At 71.6% G+C, this 21385-nt stretch carries 20 protein-coding genes and 1 pseudogene; 8 read left to right on the forward strand and 13 right to left on the reverse strand.

Annotation, left to right across the window (positions count from 1 at the left end; all coding sequences use genetic code 11):
- Nucleotides 1–49: 49 nt before the first annotated feature.
- Both ACZ4Z4_RS36635 and ACZ4Z4_RS36640 read right to left on the reverse strand, forming a co-directional pair.
- A complete protein-coding gene (locus tag ACZ4Z4_RS36635) occupies nucleotides 50–925 on the reverse strand; it encodes an alpha/beta fold hydrolase (protein ID WP_468337732.1) in 876 nt (291 codons plus the stop codon).
- Between the two features lie 143 nt (nucleotides 926–1068).
- Complete coding sequence (locus tag ACZ4Z4_RS36640) at nucleotides 1069–1869, reverse strand: bestrophin-like domain (protein WP_468337612.1); 801 nt, start codon at nucleotides 1867–1869, stop codon at nucleotides 1069–1071.
- 230 nt (nucleotides 1870–2099) lie between these two features.
- On the opposite strand from ACZ4Z4_RS36640, the gene ACZ4Z4_RS36645 reads away from it, so the two are divergent.
- On the forward strand, nucleotides 2100–2963 hold the full coding sequence (locus tag ACZ4Z4_RS36645; RefSeq protein WP_468337615.1) for an NAD(P)-dependent oxidoreductase: 864 nt from the start codon (nucleotides 2100–2102) through the stop codon (nucleotides 2961–2963).
- 54 nt (nucleotides 2964–3017) lie between these two features.
- On the opposite strand, the gene ACZ4Z4_RS36650 is transcribed toward ACZ4Z4_RS36645, so the two are convergent.
- A complete protein-coding gene (locus tag ACZ4Z4_RS36650; protein ID WP_468337618.1) occupies nucleotides 3018–4532 on the reverse strand; it encodes a hypothetical protein in 1515 nt (504 codons plus the stop codon).
- Between the two features lie 125 nt (nucleotides 4533–4657).
- The gene (locus ACZ4Z4_RS36655) at nucleotides 4658–5191 is read right to left on the reverse strand and encodes a hypothetical protein (RefSeq protein ID WP_468337621.1); all 534 of its coding nucleotides are present in this window, start codon (nucleotides 5189–5191) and stop codon (nucleotides 4658–4660) included.
- Nucleotides 5192–5417: 226 nt separating this feature from the next.
- Here ACZ4Z4_RS36655 and ACZ4Z4_RS36660 point away from each other — a divergent pair, with 226 nt between their 5' ends.
- Both ACZ4Z4_RS36660 and ACZ4Z4_RS36665 read left to right on the forward strand, forming a co-directional pair.
- Nucleotides 5418–5942, forward strand: coding sequence for a DUF2243 domain-containing protein (locus ACZ4Z4_RS36660; RefSeq protein ID WP_468337624.1), 525 nt, complete (start codon nucleotides 5418–5420; stop codon nucleotides 5940–5942).
- Complete coding sequence (locus ACZ4Z4_RS36665) at nucleotides 5939–6775, forward strand: cytochrome c oxidase assembly protein (protein ID WP_468337627.1); 837 nt, start codon at nucleotides 5939–5941, stop codon at nucleotides 6773–6775. Before ACZ4Z4_RS36660 ends, ACZ4Z4_RS36665 begins: the two co-directional genes overlap by 4 nt.
- A 35-nt stretch (nucleotides 6776–6810) precedes the next feature.
- Here the strand turns inward: ACZ4Z4_RS36665 and ACZ4Z4_RS36670 are convergent, their stop codons facing one another.
- The 4 genes from ACZ4Z4_RS36670 to ACZ4Z4_RS36685 all read right to left on the reverse strand — a co-directional run bounded on the left by ACZ4Z4_RS36670 (nucleotide 6811) and on the right by ACZ4Z4_RS36685 (nucleotide 13414).
- Nucleotides 6811–9462 carry a helix-turn-helix transcriptional regulator gene (locus tag ACZ4Z4_RS36670; protein WP_468337735.1) on the reverse strand — a complete coding sequence of 884 codons (2652 nt, stop codon included), beginning with the start codon at nucleotides 9460–9462 and terminating at the stop codon, nucleotides 6811–6813.
- Between the two features lie 215 nt (nucleotides 9463–9677).
- Entirely contained in the window at nucleotides 9678–10574 is an 897-nt protein-coding gene (bdeA, locus tag ACZ4Z4_RS36675; RefSeq protein WP_468337630.1) for a bis(hydroxyethyl) terephthalate hydrolase, read from the reverse strand.
- A gap of 435 nt (nucleotides 10575–11009) precedes the next feature.
- Nucleotides 11010–11924 (reverse strand): GNAT family N-acetyltransferase, encoded by a 915-nt coding sequence (locus ACZ4Z4_RS36680; protein ID WP_468337633.1) that lies wholly within the window; start codon nucleotides 11922–11924, stop codon nucleotides 11010–11012.
- Between the two features lie 611 nt (nucleotides 11925–12535).
- Entirely contained in the window at nucleotides 12536–13414 is an 879-nt protein-coding gene (locus ACZ4Z4_RS36685; protein ID WP_468337636.1) for an alpha/beta fold hydrolase, read from the reverse strand.
- Nucleotides 13415–13600: 186 nt separating this feature from the next.
- Between ACZ4Z4_RS36685 and ACZ4Z4_RS36690 the strand changes: the two genes are divergently transcribed.
- The 3 genes and pseudogenes from ACZ4Z4_RS36690 (at nucleotide 13601) to ACZ4Z4_RS36700 (ending at nucleotide 17042) form a co-directional block, all read left to right on the forward strand.
- Complete coding sequence (locus tag ACZ4Z4_RS36690; RefSeq protein ID WP_468337738.1) at nucleotides 13601–15658, forward strand: AfsR/SARP family transcriptional regulator; 2058 nt, start codon at nucleotides 13601–13603, stop codon at nucleotides 15656–15658.
- 9 nt (nucleotides 15659–15667) lie between these two features.
- Nucleotides 15668–15802, forward strand: a pseudogene (locus ACZ4Z4_RS36695) (VOC family protein); the annotation flags it as partial.
- A gap of 208 nt (nucleotides 15803–16010) precedes the next feature.
- Nucleotides 16011–17042, forward strand: coding sequence for a polyprenyl synthetase family protein (locus tag ACZ4Z4_RS36700; RefSeq protein ID WP_468337638.1), 1032 nt, complete (start codon nucleotides 16011–16013; stop codon nucleotides 17040–17042).
- Between the two features lie 50 nt (nucleotides 17043–17092).
- Here the strand turns inward: ACZ4Z4_RS36700 and ACZ4Z4_RS36705 are convergent, their stop codons facing one another.
- Genes ACZ4Z4_RS36705 through ACZ4Z4_RS36715 form a run of 3 tightly spaced genes read right to left on the reverse strand, consistent with a single transcriptional unit; the run spans nucleotide 17093 to nucleotide 18109 of the window.
- Nucleotides 17093–17428: a DUF1048 domain-containing protein gene (locus tag ACZ4Z4_RS36705; RefSeq protein ID WP_468337641.1), complete on the reverse strand. Its 336-nt coding sequence runs from the start codon at nucleotides 17426–17428 to the stop codon at nucleotides 17093–17095.
- Nucleotide 17429: 1 nt separating this feature from the next.
- Nucleotides 17430–17786 (reverse strand): DUF1048 domain-containing protein, encoded by a 357-nt coding sequence (locus tag ACZ4Z4_RS36710; protein WP_468337644.1) that lies wholly within the window; start codon nucleotides 17784–17786, stop codon nucleotides 17430–17432.
- A complete protein-coding gene (locus ACZ4Z4_RS36715) occupies nucleotides 17783–18109 on the reverse strand; it encodes a PadR family transcriptional regulator (protein WP_468337647.1) in 327 nt (108 codons plus the stop codon). Before ACZ4Z4_RS36715 ends, ACZ4Z4_RS36710 begins: the two co-directional genes overlap by 4 nt.
- Before the next feature lie 224 nt (nucleotides 18110–18333).
- On the opposite strand from ACZ4Z4_RS36715, the gene ACZ4Z4_RS36720 reads away from it, so the two are divergent.
- On the forward strand, nucleotides 18334–18546 hold the full coding sequence (locus ACZ4Z4_RS36720; RefSeq protein WP_468337650.1) for a DUF4287 domain-containing protein: 213 nt from the start codon (nucleotides 18334–18336) through the stop codon (nucleotides 18544–18546).
- Between the two features lie 45 nt (nucleotides 18547–18591).
- On the opposite strand, the gene ACZ4Z4_RS36725 is transcribed toward ACZ4Z4_RS36720, so the two are convergent.
- A complete protein-coding gene (locus ACZ4Z4_RS36725) occupies nucleotides 18592–19752 on the reverse strand; it encodes an FAD-dependent monooxygenase (protein ID WP_468337653.1) in 1161 nt (386 codons plus the stop codon).
- A gap of 74 nt (nucleotides 19753–19826) precedes the next feature.
- Here ACZ4Z4_RS36725 and ACZ4Z4_RS36730 point away from each other — a divergent pair, with 74 nt between their 5' ends.
- Complete coding sequence (locus ACZ4Z4_RS36730; protein ID WP_468337656.1) at nucleotides 19827–20384, forward strand: TetR/AcrR family transcriptional regulator; 558 nt, start codon at nucleotides 19827–19829, stop codon at nucleotides 20382–20384.
- A 55-nt stretch (nucleotides 20385–20439) separates the two neighbouring features.
- Here the strand turns inward: ACZ4Z4_RS36730 and ACZ4Z4_RS36735 are convergent, their stop codons facing one another.
- A complete protein-coding gene (locus tag ACZ4Z4_RS36735) occupies nucleotides 20440–21006 on the reverse strand; it encodes an NUDIX domain-containing protein (protein WP_468337659.1) in 567 nt (188 codons plus the stop codon).
- Nucleotides 21007–21385 lie beyond the last annotated feature (379 nt).

The raw sequence follows: 21385 nt of genomic DNA on the forward strand, positions 1-21385 counted from the left end.
CTTTTCGCGGTGTGCTCCATGAGCCGCGGTCACTCGTGGCCACTCGCGGTCACTCGCGGTCCGAGCCTGCCGAGAGGAAGTCGGTGAGCGCGGAGGCCAATGCGGCGGGGGCCTCCTCGGCGACGTGGTGCCCGGAGTCGATGCCGTGTCCGCGCACGTCGTCGGCCCACCGGCGCCAGATCGTACGAGGATCTCCGTACAGCTCCTCCAAGTCGTCCTTGAGGGACCAGAGGACCAGCGCGGGACAGGCGATGCGGGTGCCGGCGGCACGGTCGGCCTCCTCGTGCCGCCGGTCGACCGTGAGGCCGGCCCGATAGTCCTCGAGCATGCCTCGCACCACGTCGGGATTGCGTGTGGCCTGCCGCCACTCGGCGTGGTTCTCCTCTCCCATGACCGCGGGGTCACCGCGGTACCAACTGTCGGGGTCGGCGGTGATGACGCGCTCGGGGATGTCCGGTTGTGCGAAGAAGAACCAGTGCCACCACTGGGTGGCGAACTCGGCGTTGACGCGGGAGAGATGTTCCGTCAGCGGCAGACAGTCCGCGAACACCACCCGGGAGACGGCTTCGGGATGGTCCAGTACGAGACGCAGAGCGACGCTGCCGCCACGGTCGTGACCGACGACTGAGAACCGACGATGTCCGAGGCGGCGCATCACGGCCACTACGTCCTCGGCGACCGCCCGCTTGGAATAGCCGACGTGATCCGCCGTGAAGCGTGGCCCCTTGGAACGTCCGTAACCCCTCAGGTCCGGGCAGACCACCGTGTGACCGGCTTGTACGAGCAGCGGAGCGACCTGGTGCCAGGTGGCCGACGTACGGGGGTGCCCGTGCAGCAGCACCACGGCCGGCCCCTGTCCACCGAAGCGGACGAAGACGGAAGCGTCACCGACATCGAACTGCGCGGTCTCGAACCCTTCGAACATCCGGCCTCCCAGAAACGGCTCAAGCACCACGTCAGCCACGTGCGTGATGCTCTTACCCTTCCTCGGATGCCCCCGCCGTCGGCGCTCAAGTGCCCGTAAGTCAGCCTCCCGTCTGGATCGCGGGCGCTCGTCCCAGTCGGGGTTCAGGTGTCGCGGCGGTCGCCCTGGTTGTCGCACGGCAGGTCGGCGGGGGTGTGGTGGGCGAGGAAGTCGCGGGTGGCCTGGCGTTGCACTTCCGCGATGGCGTTGGGTTCGACGTCGATGATGCCGCCGAAGGGGCGGTCGACGTCCCGGATGATGCACAAGGTGGCGGTCAGGAGCGCGGTGATGACCGTGAGGGTGATGATCTGACCGCGGTTGTCGCGGCGGGGAATGCACGTGCCCAGGGCCATCACGGTGATCACGAGGGTCGCGAGCAGGAACCACAGAATCGCGCTGGGGATGCTCGCGGTGGCCTGGGTCAGGCGCTCCTCACGCTCGTCGGAGCGCTTGGTGTCGGCGCCGACCAGCATGCCGAAGACCGGTTTGCCCTCGACCTCGCGGAAGACGCGGCGCAGGTCGGTGGACCAGACGCTGGGGGCCGGCGAGCCCTTCCCGTCGGCCATGGCGGGCCACTCCCGCTCACGTACGGCGCGGGCGTAACAGACGGCGTCCGCCTGGATCTTGGCCCGCTGTGCTTCGGGCGCGTACTCGGCGGACTCCACGAGCTGGTCGACGGCTCGGGCTTCACCGCGTGCGGCGACCTCGGCCTTTCCGTAAGAGCCGTTGGCGGTGACCAGGACGAAGGCGAGCAGCAGCACCGTCAGGGTCAGCAGCGGGCCGACCAGGTCCTTGACACACATGCCGGCGTCGTCGTCCTCGGTCACCAGCCGGGGACGCAGATAGCGGTTGGCGGCCAGGCCCGCCAGCAATGCCAGGACTGCGACGACAATGATCAGGATCACGAACGGCCACCTCCGGGTGACTGGGGCGCCCCCGCGAGGGCAGCGGCACCGCAAGCGTCCCCGACGGCCGGGGCCTCTACCTGGAGAAACACTCCTCGCCTTCGAACGGGCGACCCACTTTTGGGCCGAAGGGCCCCATGAGGGGTGAAGCGTGAGACGGCCACCCACTCCCACGTACCCGGTGGCATGCTTGATCTGCTTCAGACGGTTCAATCGAAGGGGTGCTTGGCGTGAGCGGTATCGCGGTCATCGGTCTGGGGGCCATGGGGAAGCCCATCGCGCGCAACCTGGTGAAGGCCGGCCACGACGTCGTGGTGTGGAACCGCTCCGACGGGCCCGCGGACGAACTCGTCGCGGCGGGTGCCCGCCGTGCCGCCTCGGTCGAAGAAGCCATGCAAGCGCCGGTGGTCTTCTCGGTCCTGTCCGACGACCGGGCCGTCGCCGGGACGTTCATCGACTCCGGTGTCCTCGCCCGGACCCCGGACGGGACGGTGCACGTCAACCTCGCCACGGTGAGTACCGACCTGGCTCGCCGGGCGGCCGCAGCGCACGCCGAGCACGGTGTCGGCTATGTCGCGGCACCGGTCTTCGGCCGTGTGCCGGTCGCCGAGGCCGGAGCGCTCAACGTCCTCGCGGCCGGTGAGCCTGCGCTGCTCGACCGCGTGCAGCCGTTCTTCGACGTGATCGGCTCGCGGACCTGGCGGCTCGGCGACCGTCCCGAGCAGGCCAACATCGTGAAGATCCTCGGGAACTACCTGATCGCCTGCGCGATCCAGTCGCTGGGCGAGGCCGTCAGTGTCGCGGAAGGCGCCGGTGTCGACTCCGGGCAGCTGGTCGAGCTGCTGACCTCGACGCTCTTTCCCGGAGCCGTCTACTCCGGCTATGGGTCGGCGATCGCCGAACGGCGCTACCAGCCGGCCGGCTTCACCACGGTCCTGGGCCGCAAGGACCTCCACCTCGCCCTCGACGCAGCGGCCGGCCAAGGCGTTCCGCTTCCGATCGGTCAACTGCTGCGTGCTGTTTTCGACGAGGCCATCGCCGATGGGCGAGGGGCGGACGACTGGGCGGTCATCGCGGAACAGCAGCCGCGATAACCGCCACCGGCCGACCGTCACCGGCCGTCGGACGTCACTGCGGGGCCCGTGAGGTCAGGGGGAGAGCAGCAGGGTGAGCATCAGCGCCAAGCAGTAGGCGACGCTTGCCGGTCCGGCCGCCCGTGCGTACGGTCCGCGCGCGGGGGCGGCCTCGGTCGGACGGAGCGCGGGGTCGGCTGCCATCGCGCGGATTCCGTCCACCGCGGCACGCGCCCGCGGGCGCCGGGGCAGCAGTTCGGCCAACCAACGCGCGGGCAGCACACCGTAGACGTCGACGTCACGGTCGGTGGCGTAGCGGATGCGGAATCCGCGTTCTTCCGCGCTGATGCCGCGGAACTTCTCCCACGGCACATGGTGGACCGTGAAAGTGCCACTGACCCGGAGACCGTGACAGTCGGCCACGACCTGCCAGTTGAGCAGGGTGACAACGTGCATCGCCGACACCGCGACGAGCAGTACGAGGGCGTGGACGTACTGGGAGTCGGCCTCGTAGAAGTGCAGGCCGACGGCTACGAAGGTGAGTACCGCCAGGTATCCCAGCAGGATCGCACGCACCCCGGGCCCGGCCCGCCATCGGATCGGTGCCGCACCGGTCTGCCAGGTCTCGGCCGCCGGCTCGGCGCGGTACTGGGGCCGTACCGGTTTCATGGTGTGCCCGAATCTCCCGCCCGCCAGCAGGACCAGCTCACCACCGGCGTGCGGAGGTCCGTACAGCACCGCCTCGTGCAACGCACCGTCCCTGGGAAGAGTGGTACGGCAGGAGAAGACCGGCGTTCCGCCCGCGGTGTCGTCCGCCGCGAAGACCTCCGTACGCCGGTCGTCGGAACCGCCACCGGCCCGCAGGAGCACCCGCAGCGCGGGCACCGGCGACCTGCGCAAGCTCGCGATCCCGTGCCACCCGACCAGTCCCGCCCCGCCCCAGTTCAACCCCACCACCAGAGCGAAGACCGCGGGGAACCGCCAGTCCTCCGCACTCATCAGCCAACCGCTTCCCAGGGCCGACAGCGCGAGAGCGAACACGCCGAACCCGAGGACCGGGGCACCGCAGCCGAGGTCCGATCCGCCGCGACCGGTGGTGTCGACGCTCTTCGGCAACGACAGCCGCACGGGACCGGCCGCGTCGAGGGCAAGGGTGCGCTGTCTGCGGGCGACCCGACAGCGGTGCAGACAGCCCGCGAACGCGTACCCGGCCGCCAGAGCGACGGCGATGCGGGCCGCCCCGGGTATCTGCGGCTGCACGACGACACCGAGGACGATCAGCGGGAGCGCGGAGGCCGCCAGATACGGCAGACGCCACAGCCAACGGAAGACGACCACACCGACGAGAGCGAGGTGCGCGGTGACCCACCATGGGGGTTCACACGAATCGAGCCGACCGCAGAGGTAGGCGTCCATGCGCGGGAACCCCGTCGCCGCGACGAGCGCGCAGACCAGGGCCAGGACGGCGGGCAGGGGATGGGACCACGCGGCGGGCCGGGCTTTCAGCCATTGGCGGGCAGCCGTCGAATGCCAGACGGCGACACCGCGCGGCATCGGCTCCTGCGGCTGCGGAACGGGGCTCTCGATCACGCCCGATGGTCCTGGCACAGACATGACCCCCGGCCACCCGCCACACGACGGAACGGTGAACACCACGGCACGGGTCGATACCGGCCACCGCTCCCTGGTGCAGCACGCGCAGGAGATGGCCTGTGTCAGCGGCCGTACGCCTCGTCGCGGGGGAGGGGGCCCACGTCGGCGTGGCGGCCCGGACGGAGGGAGGCGTGGCGTTGGCCGGGGCCGGGGCCCTCTCGGGCGGCCAGGGCGTCTGCGACGGCGCCGGTGGCGAAGGCGTAGACGGCCTTGTGGAGGAGGTCGACGACGAGTTCCTTGCGGGGCCAGGTGGGTGGCGGGGCGCCGACGCCGGTGGCGTTCTCCAGGATCTGGTCGTTCGTGAGACGTACGACGGCGAACTGAGCCGAAGCCGCCGGTCCGCGCAGCCCGGACTGGGCCATGACCGACCGCAGCACACCGAGGAGGGCGGCCTGGCCGAAGTGCATGGCCCAGTTCACCCGGAGGGGTTGTCGGCCGGGGCGTTCCGGCAGACCCGTCAGACGTTGCAGGGTCCGCGCGGGCACGTGCGAGTCGGCCCGCCCCGTGATGGCCTGCTCGGCCTTCTCGCCGAGCGTCATCACGACACCCCCGACGGTTCCCGCGACGAGTCCTTGCCACAACGCACGCTTGATCATGCCGTTCCGGGTACCCGATGCCGACGCCCTGACCCACCGGATCGAGGCGGACTCCACCCGGTCGCTGGGCGCCTCACCCGGATGCCGGGACCCACGGGCGGGGGAGACACGGCAGGGGTAGGCGTACCGGTCAGCAGCAGCCAGATCCCGGAGCCAGGCCGAGCCGAGCAGGGCAGAGGCGAACAGGGCAGCGAGAACGACCCCGGCAGAGCAGAAAGGCAGAGCCATGAACGCATCGGCCCAACCGCACCCGGCCGCCCCCGGGACGAGGCCCGAGACGCGCAGGTCGATGGTGGTGTGCGCAGTGCTCGGCGTGGCGGCGATGGCCGCGGTGGACGAGATCGTCTTCCACCAGATCCTGCACTGGCACCACTTCTACGACCGCTCGACCACGGGCATGGGCCTGATGTCGGACGGGCTGCTGCACACCGGTGAGCTGCTGGGTCTGGTCGCCGGCTTCTTCCTGTACGCCGATCTGCGCCGCCGCCGCGCCCTGGCCCCGGCCCACGCCCGTGCCGGGTTCTTCCTCGGCCTCGGGATCTTCCAGTTGTACGACGGGATCGTGGACCACAAGTTGCTGCGCCTGCACCAGGTCCGCTACGGCGTGGACGTCACCCCGTACGACTGGGCGTGGAACCTGGCGGGTCTCGTACTGCTGCTGATCGGAGTGGTCCTCGCGCTCCGCGCGACCCGCGGCACCCGCGCCCGGGGGAGCGGTGGTGGCACCGGCAGGGCGGACGCGGCGTCGTGATCCTCGCGCACGCCCACCCGGGCCCGGCCACGGGACCCCACCCCGGCCCCGGCCCCGCCGAACTGGTGACGGTGGCGGCCGCACTGTCGGCGGCCGTGGTGTACCTGCTGGCCGCGGGCCGGTTGCGGCGGCGCGGGGACGGCTGGCCGTGGTGGCGGGACGTCTCGTTCTCCGTCGGCGGGTGCGGTGCGGCCTGGGCGGCGGTGGGCCCGCTGCCCGGCGGACCGTTCACCGCCCACATGGTCCAGCACCTGATCGTCGGCATGGCCGCCCCCGTACTGCTCGTCCTGGCCCGCCCCCTCACCCTCACCCTGCGCACGCTGGCACCCGGCAAGGCCCGCAGGGGGCTGCTGACCCTGGCCCGCTCCCGTCCCGTCGCCTGGCTGCTCTGCCCGCCGCTTGCGGCCCTGCTCGACATCGGAGGGCTGTGGCTCCTGTACCGCACGGAGCTGTTCGCTGCCATGCGGCACGAACCGTGGCTGCACGCCGTCGTGCACGCGCATGTCCTCGCGGCCGGGCTGCTGTTCGCCTTCGCCGTCTGCCAACTCGACCCCGTCCGCCACCGTTGGAGCCTCGCCGCGCGAGGGGCGACCCTGCTGGCCGCCGGCGCCGCGCATGCCGTACTGGCCAAGACCCTGTATGCGACGGCGCCGCCCGGCACCTCATTCGCCGCGGCCGATCTGCATACCGGTGCGCAAGTCATGTACTACGGCGGCGACTTGACCGAAGCGGCGCTCGCCGCCGTAGTGGCCGCTTCCTGGTACCGGGCAACCGGCCGCGCCCGACTCCGACGTTCCCGCCCGGCGCGAGTATCCGCACACTCCGTGCAGTAGTTGCAGCCGCAACCGTAGACCTATCCAGTTACGGGCTACGAGGTCGGCGCCGCCCCGCTCTCCGCGAGCAGCCGCGACAGCTCGACACGGGAACGTACACCCAGCGCGGCGAACACATTGCGCAGGTGGTGGTCGACGGTGCGGGGGCTCACCGAGAGGCGTACCGCGACCTCCCGGTTGGTGGCGCCCTCCGCCACATGCCGCGCGATGCGCTGCTGCTGCGGAGTCAGCGCGTCCAGCGGCCCCGCCGGCCCCGGCTCTCCCGTCATCGCCACAGCGACCCCCACCCCCATCCTCACCCCTGCTCCGGACGCCACCGCCTCGCCCGCCGCGCGCAGTTCACCGCGGCTGCGGTCGGCCCAGGCCCGTGCCCCGCACCGCTCGAAGGCGACCAGCGCGTCACGGAGCGGACCGCGCGCCTCGCGGGTACGCCGCCTGCGGCGCAGCCACTGGCCGTACAGCAGCTGCGTGAGGCCGCGTTCGAACTCGCCCGGTATGCGATCGTGATGCGCGAGCGCGCGCTCGTACGCGGCGGCCGCCTGGTGAGGTGGCGCCAAGAGTGCTTGGCAGCGGGCGAGTTGAGCGGGCGCGAGCGGGTCTGCCGTGGCCTCGGTCCAGCGCGCGAACTCTTCCGTGGCCTGCCGGGCCTCCGCCGTCCGGCCGGCCTGGACGGCCGCTTCCACGAAGCAGGGGACGGCGAGCGTCCTGACGGCGAAGTGGCCGCGGCGCGGCCCGGGGGCGACCAGTGGTGCGAGCCGTGCCGCCGCGTCGGCCGGGCGTCCCGCGGCGAGATCCGAGCGGGCGACGGCCCAGGCGGCGAGGGTGGCGGCCTGGGCGAGTCCGTGCGGTCCCGCGCCCGCCACGGCGGCGGCCGCGTGCTCGGCGCACGCCTCGGCGTCACCCTCCACGGACGCGGCGAGCGCGAGGACGGCGTGCAGGGAGACCGCGGCATTGGGCTGCATGAGGCGCTGCGCCGCTCTGAGGCCTTCGAGGGCGTGTGCGCGGGCGCGGGTGTGGCGGCCCGCGCGGAGTTCTCCGTAGGCCAGCCGTTCCAAAGCGCGAGGCAGAAGGACTTCGGGGCCGTAGGCCCGTACGGCCGCGAGGGCCCTGGCCCCGGCCTCGCAGGCGGTCTCGACCTCGCCGACCACCAGGGCGGCGACAGCGGCGCGCAGCAGTCCGGCCGGTTCGCCGGGGCCGGGCAGCCCGTCCAGGCAGCGGCGCAGCGCGGCGTGACCCTCTGCCATGCGGCCCGAGAGGACCGCGCACATCCCTTCGCGGTACGCCTCCAGGGCCGGATCGTCGGCGCAGGACGGCAGACGCGTCATGGCCTCCCGGTAGGCGGCGGCATCGCCCATCGCCCAGGCCGCGTCGGCCGCGCCGATCAGCGCGTGCCTGGCCTGCTCGGGCGGGAGCAGTACGGCGGCGGTGAGCAGGGACTCCCTGGCGTCGTCGGCAGGGCCGTCGGCGAGGGCGAGCAGCCCGTGCACGCGGTGGACGCCACCGTGTGCGGGGACGGCGCCGGCGCGGGCCAGCAGGGCACGGGCCCGTACGGGATCCCCCGCCAGCCGGGCCGCTTCCGCGGCGTCGGCGAGCCGGTCGGTGCGGGACTCGGCGTCGGCGGTGAGTGCCGCGGCGCGGGCAAGGGCGGCGGACCGCTGGGCGTGCGGCCGGACGGCGGTCGCCTCCGCGGTGAGGGAGCCGGCGAGCCGCGCGTCGTGGTCCTCGGCCGCGCAGGCGAGTTGGACCAGGTGGGAGAAGCGGTCGCGGCAGAACTCGGCGAGGCGGACGTGGGCGGCTCTTCGGCGCGCGAGGGGCGCCCGGCGCAGGACGGCCCGGCGTAACAGCGGGTGGGTGAAGTGGATCCGGCCGCCCGTTCCGACCACGGCTCCGGCGGCTTCGGCGGCGGCGAGCCCGGCAACGGTACCGCCGGCCCGCAGCACCAGGGAGAGGTCCGCGCCCGCCCCGTCGGGCTCGTGCTCACCGGCCGCCGCAGCGAGCAGCAGCAGGGCGCGGGCGCTGCCCGGCAGCTCGTCGACGCGGACCGCGGCGGCGTAGTCGGCGAGGAGGTCCTCCCCGCCGGGCAGCGGATCGGGCAGCGGGGTGCGCCCGGCCAGCTGGTCGGGGGTGAGGGCCGCGGCGAGTGCGGTGAGCAGCCGTGGGTTGCCCACGGCCTCGCGGATCAGCCACGCGCCGGCGACGGGATCGGTGGGGCCCTGGGCGAGCCGGTCGAGCAGAGCGGCGGCCGCGCTGTCGTCGAGCGGCCGCAGACGCAGGGTCGGCATCCCGGCGAACTCGCATGCCACAGCGGGGAGTTCAGTGCGAGTGAGTAGTACGGCCACGGGTGCCGCGGTGGTCGGGCGGCGCAGCTCAGTACAGAGGGCCGCCCGGGATGCAGGACCCCACCTGTGCACGTCATCGACGCAGACCAGCCGCGGCCTCTCCGGCCCGTCCGCCACCGGCACCAGCCCCTGCCACGCGCCGGATGCCGCCGATGCGGCCGCCGGTTCGGTCGCCTGCACCGCCGGCATCGGGCCGCAGATCGCCCGTGCGTACTCCACCAGTGCCGTCCGGCCGAGCCCGGGCGGCGCACTCAGGATGAGCACGCCGCCTCGACCGTCCCGTACGCCTTCCACCAGCGACTGCACGGCAGCGATCGCCGCGCCGCGGCCGTGGAGCTCGGGGGTCATGAGCGGGGAGAGAGTCACGCCCGCACGTTACTTCCGCGTAACACCCGCCGGAAGCCCCGCGTCCGCCGCGCTGGGCCGGCCCCCAGCGACACCCGCGTCCGGGTGTGCACGAGCACAATCGCGGAGGATCGCGTTGTCGGGGAGACGCACGAGCCGCCCGCCGCACCGGTTCTCGGGGCGACGGACGGCTCTATGCACGCGACGGGCAGTCAGCTTCACCCGCCGTGCGGGCAGTTGCCCCGATACTCCTCGATCGTGAGGCTCGGCCGCGGCAGCGGGCAGAGGAACTGCTCGTAGCGGGTGTCGTTGTCGATGAACCGCTTCAGCCAGGAGATGCTGTACTTCGCGATCGTCGTGTTGGACGAGTTCGGCGTGAAGTGGGTGGCGTTGTTGAGCTCCAGGTACGCCTTGTCGAGTGACCCCGGCAACGACTCGTAGAACGGTTCGGAGTGGCTGGAGACCGGTGCCACGCTGTCGCCGTCCGCGCCGACGACCAGCGTCGGGGTGCGCAGCTCGGGCCACGTCTTGTCGGTGTTCCAGCCGGTCAGCGGAATCGCCGCCTTCAGCGACGTACGACTCTTGGCCGCCTCCAGGCTGCCGCCGCCGCCCATCGAGTGGCCCATCACGCCGAGGCGGGAGGCGTCGACCCGGCCGCGCACCGAGCTGGACTTCGTCAGGTAGTCGAGGGCGGCGAGGAGTTGGCGCCCGCGGCTGTCGGGCTGGTCGAGGGTGGTGAGGGTGTCGATCGTGAACACCACGAAGCCCTGAGAGGCGAGCCGCGGTCCGAGCCAGGCGATGCTCGACTGGTAGGCGGTGAAGCCCGGCGAGATGACGACCGCGCCGAACGTGCCGTCGGCGGTGGACGTCGGGTAGTAGACGGTGCCGCCGCCGAAGCCGGTCACCGCGAGCGAGGAGACATCGGTCTGCGAGACGGCGTAGGGGCCGCGGGTGGCCTCGATGCTGGAGACGGTCGGTGCGGGGCCGCGTTCGTACGGGTTCTCGGCGGCGGCCTGGGCGCCGGGCGCGAGGCCGGTGCCGAGGAGACCGGCGGTGGCGAGCGCCGCGGCCAGACAGGCACGTGCGACAGGGCGGGAGAAGACGTGCAGCTGCACGGAGGGGTCCTCTCGTTCGTGGCGGAGCCCTGCGGGAGCGGCGAGGTGCGCCCCGGCTCCCGGTGAGACCGCCGTGTTCGTCGGGGGTCTCACGGTGGCCCTGGGACCGGCGTGCGGACATCGGCGAAATTACCGGTGTCGTGCGGTGGCAGCTGGATCAGCCCCGGGCGGTACGTGGCCGGCGCCTCCACGGCCGACGGCCGGACGGTCAGGCAGCGTGGCCCGGAGGACCACCTTCGCCGGCTCGTCCGCGGTGTCGGCGCGGAACCGGGTGCTCCTCCCGCAGCGGTGCGACAAGCTCGTCGGAGATCGTGATGCGGCCGGACGCGGCCAACGGGGGCACCTCTTCGAAGCGGTGCAGGGTCGCCGATGCACCTCGTGAGCGATGACCCCGACGTCGCGGAGGACATGCAGGAGCCGTGCGGCGGGGGGCGTTCAGTGCCGAGGGGGTGCGGCGAGCACCGTGCGCGAGGCGAAGTTGCGGTAACCGGCGCGGTCGAAGGCGGCGGCCATCGGCCGGTTCGTCACATCCGTGTCGGCCACGATCCGCTGGGCCCCGGCCTCGGCCAGGATGTGCGTCGTCTCCGCGAGCAGGTCGTCCACGAGGCCTCGGCCGCGCAGCTCGGGCACCACGCCGAGGTAGCCGACGACGAAGTTCGCGTCGTTGCGGCTCGGGACGACGAGGCCCGCGAGCTCGCCGTCCCGGGTGTGGGCGAGCCGCCACCAGGCACGGTCGCCCGGCATCGCCCGGTAGCCCGCCAGCTCGGCCCGCGCCGTCGCATCCGCGCCGTACCGGGCGAGGGTGCGCCGGGTCGTGGTGTCGAGGCTCCCGACGGCGAGCCGACGGAAGAGGCCGAGCAACACCTCGTCGTCCGTTTCGGGCCGGAAGGTCAGCTTGCCGGTTCGGACGGGCAGTGCCACATCGGGCGTCCATTCGTAGCGAAGCCTGCGCAGGATGTCGGTGAGGCCGGCCCGTGCCGCGGCCTCGACGCGCCACGCCAGTGCGGTGGTTGCGTCCCGTGCGGTGGTGTCCTTGCGCGAGAACAGATGGAACTCGGGCACCTCGGTCATGCCGTCCGCGCGGAACCGCTCGTGCGCCGCGGCGATGAGGCGCGCGCCGAGCGCCGCACGGTCCTCGGCCGACCCGTGTACGTACAGGCAGTCGAGGGCCAGCGGATGGGCGCCGTCGCCCTCACCCCACCACACCCCGCGGGCGAGGACCTCGCCGCCGTCCTCGGCGACCCAGGTCCACTCCGGTCGGTACTGGCGCGCCTTGAGGCCGGCGCGGTACTGGTCGGGATCGACCCAGTCGATGGGCTCATTCACCGTGCAGTGGAGAGCACGTGCCACCTCACCTAGGGAAAGGGCGCGTACCAACATGCGTATCTCCGAGGGGTGTGCAAGTTCGCGGAGGGGGCGCGGTGCCTTGGCTCCCCCCCCGCAGCGGACAGGCGCCTGACACCCGCGCAGAAACGCATGTGGCGGGCTGCACAGGCGGGCATTCATAACTGGCTGCGCCTGAACGGCTACGCTACGTACTCGCTCCTATCGCTGCCGTGCAAGCCCAGAACTCTTGAGGTCCCGATGCTCCGTCGCACTCTCGCAGTGGCCCTCCTTTCCCTCTCCCTCGTCGGCGCGGCGGTGACCACCACACAGGTCGCTGCGGCGGCCGATACCACGAGGCAGACAGCCGACGCCCCGGGTCTTCGGTCGCAATGGAATTACAAGAGCACTTTCCTCCGCTACCGCGATTGCGTCTTGCGGGGATCCAAAGGTGTGCCCAACGACTGGACGGCCTACCAGTGTCGAACGATCGACGTGGCCGGCTCGCACATGTATGAACTGTGGGTCTGCTACGAGCAGGAGTGCCGTGCACGAGCCCGTTCCTGACGGCACCTCGATAAGGACTGGCCGGGATGCTGCCCGAGCCGACCCGACGCCCCCGGAAGCCTGAGTAGCACTCACCGGGTGAGCAGATCACGCAGGGCGCCGCTGACCAGCGCCGGATCCTCCTCCGCCATGAAGTGGCCGCAGGACACCGTCCGGTGGTCGAGGTCGGGCGCCCAGGCGCGCCACAGGGCGGCCGCGTCGAAGCCGAGCGCCGACCCCCAGTCCTGCTGGAGCACGGACACCGGCATGGTGAGACGGTTGCCCGCGTCCCGGTCCGCCCGGTCGTGCTCCATGTCGATGTGGGCGGACGCGCGGTAGTCGGCGACGATGGACGGCACGGCTTCACGGGACGCCTTGAGGTAGGCGGCGCGTACGTCGGCGGGGATCGCCGCCGCGTCGCGTGTCCAGAGGTCGAGGAAGTGGCCGAAGAACGCGTCCGGGGCGGCCCCGATCAACTGCTCGGGCAGACCGGGCGGCTGCGCCATCAAATACAGGTGGAAGCCCACGGCGGCGGTCGTGCCGTGCATCACGTCCCACATGTCGAGGGTCGGCAGCACGTCGAGGGACATGAGGTGCGTGACCGCTTCCGGGTGGTCGAGCGCGGTGCGCACGGCGACCAGGGCGCCGCGGTCGTGCCCGGCCAGGGCGAACCGGTCGTGGCCGAGGGCACGGGCGAGCGCGACGACGTCGGCCGCCATCGTCCGCTTGGCGTACGTGGACCCGTCGAGGTCGGCCGGCTTGTCGCTGGCGCCGTACCCCCGCAGGTCCGGACAGATCACGGTGTGCCTCCCCGCGAGGTCGGCCGCGACGTGCCGCCACATGAGGTGCGTCTGCGGGAACCCGTGCAGCAGCACGAGGGGACTGCCGGAGCCGCCGACGGCGACATGGAGGCGTACGCCGTCCGCGACGGTGACGTGATGATGATCGAAGCCGGGGATGGTCGGTGTCATGGTGTGCTCTCCGGGAGGGGAAAATGGGGCGGCGGGCGGTGTGCCGCCGTGAGGATGGTTCGGGCCCGCCGGGCGGCGGACGTCTTCAGCTTGCCGCCGCTGAATCAGCAAGTGATCAGCACGTGCCGGCACATGCCTGGCAAAAGATCTGTACGGAGAGAGCGCGGTGGTCCGCACGTGTCGGGCATGACGGGGGCGGAGACGGAGACGGGGGCCGGAAGCGGGCCGGGGGCGGCGCGGGTCGTGTTCGGAGTGCTCGGCCCTGTGGGCGCCTGGGACGCGGCCGGGCCGCTCGCCCTGCGCGGGCCGCGCCAGCGAGCCGTCCTGGCCCGCCTGATCGTCGCCCGCCGCCATGTCGTGCCCGTGACACGCCTCATCGACGACCTGTGGGAGGACCCGCCGGAACGTGCCCTGGGAACGGTACGGACGTTCGTCGGCGCCCTGCGCAAGGCCCTGGAACCCGACCGCCCGCGCAGAGCCCCCGCCCGGCTGCTCGTGACCGAGGGCCCCGGCTACGCGCTGCGGGCCGAGCCGGACACCGTGGACGCCTGGCGCTTCGAGGCGGCCGTGGCGGAGGCCCGACAGCTGCCGCCGCAGGACGCGCTGCGCCGCCTCGACGAGGCGTTGGCGCTGTGGCGGGGCCCGGCCTACGCGGAGTTCACCGAGGAGGAGTGGGCGCGCACGGAACGCTCGCGCCTCGCCGAGCTGCGCGCACTGGCCGTCGAGCGACGTGCCGAGGCGGCGCTCGGCCTCGGCCGGGCCGCCGAGGCCGTGCCTGACCTCGACGCACACGTGGCCCGCCACCCGTGGCGCGAGGACGCCTGGCAGCTGCTGGCCCTCGCGCTCTACCGCACGGGCCGCCAGGGCGACGCCCTCGCGACACTGCGGAGGGCACGCGCCACGCTGGCGGAGGAGCTGGGACTCGATCCGAGCCCGGGCCTGCGCCGCCTGGAGGCGGACATCCTCACTCAGGACAGAGGCCTGGACCTCGCTGACTCATCCGGTTCATTGGATAGGCCCGTACCATCCGATATGCCCGGTTTCTCGGCGACGGCATCCCGGCTCTGGAGCGAGGCGGCCGCATCGTACGACCGCACCGTCGAAGCCGGAGCCCGCGCCCGTCTGGAGTCGACGGTCGGCCTCATCCGAAGCCTCGCCGTGACCGGCGCCGGAGGCCTGGAGGCCGCCAGGAAGCACCGCATGGCGGCGGTCGAAGCGGCCGAGGAGTACGGCGACCCGGAGCTGACGGCGCGCGTGATCGGCGCCTTCGACGTACCGGCGATCTGGACGCGCGGCGACGACCCGGAGCTCGCCCGGCAAATCGTCGAGGCCGCCGAACGCACCCTCGCGCGGCTGCCGGAGGACGCGCCGGAGGCGACGCGGTGCCGCCTGCTCGCCACCGTCGCGGTGGAGACGCGCGGCGCCAGGACACCGCACGGACCCGACGCCGCGCGCGAGGCGGAGCGGCTCGCACGCCGGCTCGACGACCCGGCGCTCCTCGCCTTCGCCCTCAACGGCACCTTCATGCAGTCCTTCACCCGCGCCGGCCTCGCCCCGCGGCGCGACGCGATCGGTGCCGAGCTCGTCGAACTGTCCGCTCGCCACGGCCTGTTCACCTTCGAGGTGCTCGGACACCTCATCCGCATGCAGGCACACGCCGCACTCGGCGACTTCCCGTCCGCCGACACGCACGCCGCGGCCGCGACCGGACTTTCACAACGTCACGAACTGCCACTGGTGGGCATCTTCACCCAGTGGTACGACGCCTTGCGCCTCGCCGCCTCGGGCGACGTGCCCGGAGCCGAGTCCGCCGTCCGCACCGCGGCCGCGAGCCTCGACGGCGCGGGCATGCCGGGCATGCGCACCGGGCTCCTCCCGCTGGCCCTCGTATCCCTGCGCCTGGCACACGCGCTGCCGCCCCACGTCGACCTGACCGCCGACTGGGGACCCCACCGCCCCTGGGCCGAGGCGCTCGCCCTCGCGGAGAGCGGCCACCGCGCTCAGGCCCGCGCGGCACTGCGCGCCCTTCCCGAACCGCCACCGGACCTGCTGTACGAGGCGCTGTGCTGCGTGGAGGCGGAGGCGGCCCTGCGCTCGGGCGACCGGACCGCACTCGCGAGGGCCCGGTCGCGCCTGCTGCCCGCCGCCGGTCAGCTGGCCGGCGCGGGCAGCGGAGTACTCACTACGGGCCCCGTCGACCGCTGGCTCACCCGCATCGCGGAGGCGCTGGAGGGTCTGGGCTGAGGCCCGTGCAGGCTGCTCCTCGACGTCAGCCCGATCGACGGCAGCACCGAGGACGAGGTGATCAGATCGCTCCGACTCGGCGCCTCCGCGGCGGATGTGGGCGAGGGCCCGGACCGGAACTGGGTGGTCGCCGTGTCACGGTGACGGCCGGTCGCGGTTGCGGCCGCTGACGAACCGGCGGACGGCGGACCGGGTGCCCGAATGTGGAGCATGCGGGTGAATGAGGGCGTGTCCGTGGGCTCAGAGGGCAGCTTCGCACCGACCCGAAGTATCGGGGTCACGCCCACGAATGCAGCAGCCAACTGCTGTCAGGAGCCCTGAGGCTCCTCCACCACCCCCCATGGAGACACCTGTGCCGCCTCCACCGGTATCGCCCGCCGCCTCGCCCGCCCCCGCGGAAGCAGCCCTGGCCCGCACCTTCCCGTACGTACGCGAATACCTCGCCGACCTCCTGAACGCCTACCCTCCCCAGCAGTCACACCTGAAGGCCTCCCTCGGCCGACTCATCACCCACGGCAGGGCGGAGCACCAGGAAACCTCCCTGCCGTTCCTGGTGCACGCGGCCATGACCGGCGACCTGGCCCCGGCCGTCCCGGTCGCCGCCACCCACGCCCTGTGGTGGCGTGCCGCCAACACCTTCGACGACTTCGTCGACGGCGACGCCGGACCCCGCCTGTACGGGCTCTCCCGCGGCGCAGCCCTGACCGCCGCCCTGGAGTGCGGATACGCCCTGCCCCTGCGCGCCTTGGCCGCTGTGGACGCGCCCGAACACATTCGTGGTGACCTGACCAGGATCTACCTCGAAGGCTGGACAACCGCCACCAACGGCCAGTTGGGAGATCTCCTCAACCGACCCGAAGAGATCACTCCTCGGGACGTTCTCGCCGTCTACCGTGACAAGAGCGGGTCCATCTACGCCATGGCCTGCTCCATGGCCGCCCGCCTCGCCATCGGCGCCGCACCTCTGACCGCCGGAGCCAACGAGCACCTCGCCCGCTGGCACCGCTTCGGTCAACTCCTGGGCGTGCTGGCGCAATTGCGCAACGACGAGGACGATCTGCGCGACGGCCCCGGGGAAGACCTGCGCAACCAGACACCCACGTACCGGCTTGTCGACCTGCTCCACTCCCTGCCCGAGCGGAGCCGGCGACAAGTCCTGGCTCTGCTGCGGGAAGCTCCCTCGTCGGAAGCCAGCAGAAGGCGACTGCGTACTTTGATGAACGCCCCGGACGTATTGCGCCGCTACCACGCACAGCTCGCAGCGCTGCGCGAAGAGGCCCTCGCGCTGCTCGACCACCTCGCGCCGACCTGCACCTTCGGCTCCGCCCTGCGGGCACGCGTCCAGGCCGAAACACACTTTCTGCCCACCGGAACACACCTGTGAGCCCCGGTCCAGCATCGGCGTCGGACCTCGCGGACCTCCGTGCGTGCTGGTTACTTCCCGCTGGTGCCGGTCGTGCCGGAGGCCTTGGTGATGGACTCCTGATAGATGTCCGCATACGTACGCGAGTCCTTGATCAGGTCGTCGCAGAACGCGGCCACATCGGTGCCGATGAGTTGTAGTACCCCCTTCCCGGAGGCGGCGCCCTCCTCGAAGAAGTCGACGATGCCGGGCAGCAGGGGGCCGTCGGGGAGGTCGACCGGTCCGACCTTGAACAGGTACTTCTGCATCTCCTTGTAGACGATGCGGTAGTCCGGCGGGAGCGCCTTGACCCGGGCCACGTGGGCCCGCCACTGCTTCTTGCCCTCGATGATGTCCTGGATGCTCACGTCAGCCTCCCAGCCGGTTCAGTTTCCGCGCGACGTTCCTGTTCAACTGTTCGCGCCAACGGTCGCGATACGTGCGGGCTCCTTGGCCACCGGCCAGCGCCGTGCAGAAGCCTCGGATGTCGTCACCGAGCACCTCATGGACGCTCTGTCCGTCCGCCGCTGCCTCTTCGAGCAGCCCGAGGGCGGCGTCGAGAATCGGCATCAGGTTGCGGCCGCTGAAGTCACCGTGCGGAAAGAGGTGGGCCTTGATCTGCTCCCACGCGGCCCGGTGGTCGTCCGGCAGGGCCGCGGCCCGGGCCTCGAACGCCTTCCAGTCCCTGGTGAGATCGCTGCCTGTGACGGTCTCCCAGAACTTCATCTCCCGCCCTCCCTGAGCTTGTTGATACGTGTGGACACGTACTGCCACTTCTTCCAGAACTTCGCGAGTTCCTCGCGGCCGGCGTCGTTGAGTGCGTAGAACTTGCGCGGCGGACCGACCCCGGAAGGTCGTTTCGTCACCCGGACGAGCTTGTTCCTCTCCAGCCGCAGCAGGATGGTGTAAACCGTCCCTTCGACGACGTCGGCGAAGCCGAGCTCGTTCAGCCGGCGGGTGATGGCGTACCCGTAGGTTTCCTCGCTGCCGATGATTTCGAGCACGCATCCTTCGAGGGTGCCCTTCAGCATCTCCGTCAGGTCGTCCAAAGCGAGTCCTCCTCGGCCTCGGCCTCAACGGTACTGCGTAGTACCGAGTACTGCTACACGGTATCACTGAGTAGCGCCGAAGTCTCCGCCCGCCCACACGCGCGAGCTGCACCCGCCCGCCCGTGACCTGGATCACGTGACGTGATGCGATGATTTCGCCGGTCTCCGCCGGTCGTATGAGTGACAGCACCGGCTTACTGACAACAACAAGGAACGAGGAACCCATGGCCACCGCGACAAAGGGCCCTGCCGGCTACTTCCCCTCCATCGAGAAGAAGTACGGCCGCCCCATCGCCGACTGGAAGGAACTGATCCGCACCAGTCCGCTCAGTAAGCACATGGAACTGGTCAACTGGCTCAAGTCCGAGCACGGTTTGGGCCACGGTCACGCCAACGCCCTCGTCGCTCACACCCTCGCAGAGGATGCCGGCAAGTAGTGAGGGAGCTGGGCTGTGGCCGCTTCGCCGCCGACGCCGAGGCTGTCAACTGAGCCGGGGTGGCGCCCAGTTGTGGTGGCGCAGGATCATGCGCAGGGCGGCGCGGGAGGATGTCAGTCGCATGGCCGTGTTGCGCAGGGCGACTGGCAGGGGACGGGACAGCTGATGGCCCATCCGTCCGGCCTGCCGGGCGGCCTGTGCGACGGCTTGACTGCGTGGCCGACGCTCGGCGTCGTACCGCGCCAGCGCGGCATCCGTAGTGGGCTCCGCGGCGAGCGCGGCGGCCAGGGTGACCGCGTCCTCCAGCGCCTGGCAAGCGCCCTGGCCCAGGTTCGGAGTCATCGCATGGGCCGCGTCGCCGAGCAACGCGACCCGGCCGACCGTGTAGGTGGGGAGCGGAACGCGCAGTTCGTTGACGTCGTGGTGCAGCACGGCGTCGGTGTGGGTCGCGTCGAGCAGGGCGGGGATCGGGTCATGCCATGCGCGGAAGCGTCGGCGCAGTTCGGCCAGGGGGTCGGCGAACCGTGTCCCTGCCGCAAGGGTGAGGACCGCGTGCCACTCGGCGCGCCCGTCGGGGAAGGCGATGTGCCCGAACTCGGCGCCGCGCCCCCACGTCAACTCGAAGTCGGTGTCCAGTTCGACAGGGTGCTCGGTGATGGCGCGCAGCACTGTCGAGCCGCTGTAGGCGGGGCCGGGATGGGACGGGAAGAGACGTCCGCGGACCTTGCTGCCCATGCCGTCGGCCGCGACCACCAGGTCGGCGTCCTGGACCCTCCCGCCACCGCAATCGACTCGGACCGTCCCGGGCCGGATCTGCCGCACCGGTCCGGCCTCGGCCCCGATCAGCAGCGCCTCGGCCGGCAGGGCCTCACGCAGCAGCCGGTGCAAGGTGGCGCGAGGGATGCCCATGATGGGTGTGCCGACCGCCTTCTCCAGCGCCGCGCCGTCCATCCGGGCCAGCCAGCCGCCCTCCGGCGTGCGGGTGCCGCCGCTGTACTGGCCTCGCGACGCCTCTCGCACCGCCTTGCCCACGCCGAGTTCGTCGAGCGCGCGCAGACCATTGGCGGCCAGTGAGATGCCCGCACCCACGTCGTCGAGCACGGACGCGCGCTCGACGACCGTCACTTCCCACCCGATGCGGCGCAGCCCGATCGCGGCGGCCAACCCGCCGATGCCCCCTCCGACGACCACAGCGGTGTTGCCCATGACGAGTCCCCACTTCCTTCTACACCTGTAGAAGGGTGACACTATCTGAAGCTCTACAGGTGTAGAAAGGAGACATGGCTACCGACCGGCGCACCCTCCTCGCAGACGCGGCTCTCGACGTACTCGCCGACGACGGGATGCGCGGCCTGACCCACCGGGCGGTGGACCGCCGGGCGGACCTGCCGCCCGGCACCACATCGGCGTACTTCCGCACCCGAGCCGCACTGCTCACCGGACTCGTCACACGCCTCGTCGAACTCGACCAGGCAGAACTGCACACGACGGCTGAGCAACTCCTCCCTCTGCGCACTGCCGAGGAACTGGTGAACGGCCTGGCGCTGCTCACCCGGCAACGTCTCACCGGCGAGGGCCGCCGCCGCTCGCTGGCCCGCTACGCCTGCACCCTCGAAAGCGTGCGCGACCAAGAACTACGGGAAATTCTCGTCCCCCGTGAGAACGCCGGCCGCGAGGCCGTGCGCCTGTTCCTCGCGGGGCACGGCGCGACGGACGTCGAGAACCGCGCCCGGACACTGCTGACGTGCGTCGACGGCCTGGTCTTCGACCAACTCGTATGCGGAGGGGAAGTGCCGCGCGAGGCCCTCGAAGGGCTCGTATCCGCGGCCCTGCGTTAGCCCGTGCTCAGCTTTCGAGCACGCAACGCTCCGGCGGTGGGTTGGGGCACTCCACTCATGAGCACCGTTCCCGCACAGACGCCGGGGCAGCACGACAAGCGAGATATCGATCGAAAACCGCCTCGCTATCGGGAGTGAAGGTCCACCGCCCCAGAGCCCGCCGCAACTCGGACTCGGTCAGCCACCCGTGCCAGGCCACCTCTTCCGGATCGGGATCAGGGAGGACGGCCTCCGGCAGCACGGCGTCACAGACCGCGAGCCAGTAAGGGCTGAGCCCGCCCCGGTTGAGGAACTTGAACCGGAGGCACGCTGTCGCCCGGACCCCCAACTCCTCGCGGAGCTCGCGGGCAGCCGCCTGCTCATAGGACTCACCGACTCCCGCGGCACCCCCGACCCCGAGTTCGTAATGCCCTGGGAACCGGGACAGCTGCTCGGCACGCCGATGAACGAGAAAACGGCCTCGCTCATCGCGGCACACCACCACGCCGACCCGATGCAGCCAACCCTCCCGAACGGCGTCCCGCCGACTGACCACTCCCAGCACACGGTCCTGGGCGTCAACACGTTCCACGAGTTCATCCACGCTGCCCACGATCGCAGGCATCAGCGAGTCACTGTGCATCCGGGGGTGTGGCACCAGCCGCTGACGACACGCCGGAGCAGGCCGAGGCGTAACGCTTCGCCTCCGGGCAGCTGCGCTAGAAGTAGCTGGGCTCGAACTTCTGATCAGTAACGCTCGGTGAGCGGTGACGGATACGGAGGCGGAGGCGGAGGTGCAGGCCGGGCGGCCTTTCCGCGGTTACCGTGTGCTCCAGCAGCACGGCTTCCGCCACAGCCCGCAGCCGCGACCGTGCTCTTCCCACCGGAACTCGCGGCTCCACCTTCCCAGCCAGTCGGAATGCGAGAGGATAGGCGAAAGCCGTTTCCGGCAATGCCCCACGGGTGTCGTCCGCGCGGCACAGACGGGTGGAAGGACGCTGAGGACCATGGGCAGCGAGGCG

The organism is Streptomyces sp. NPDC030245 (genome assembly GCF_055572995.1).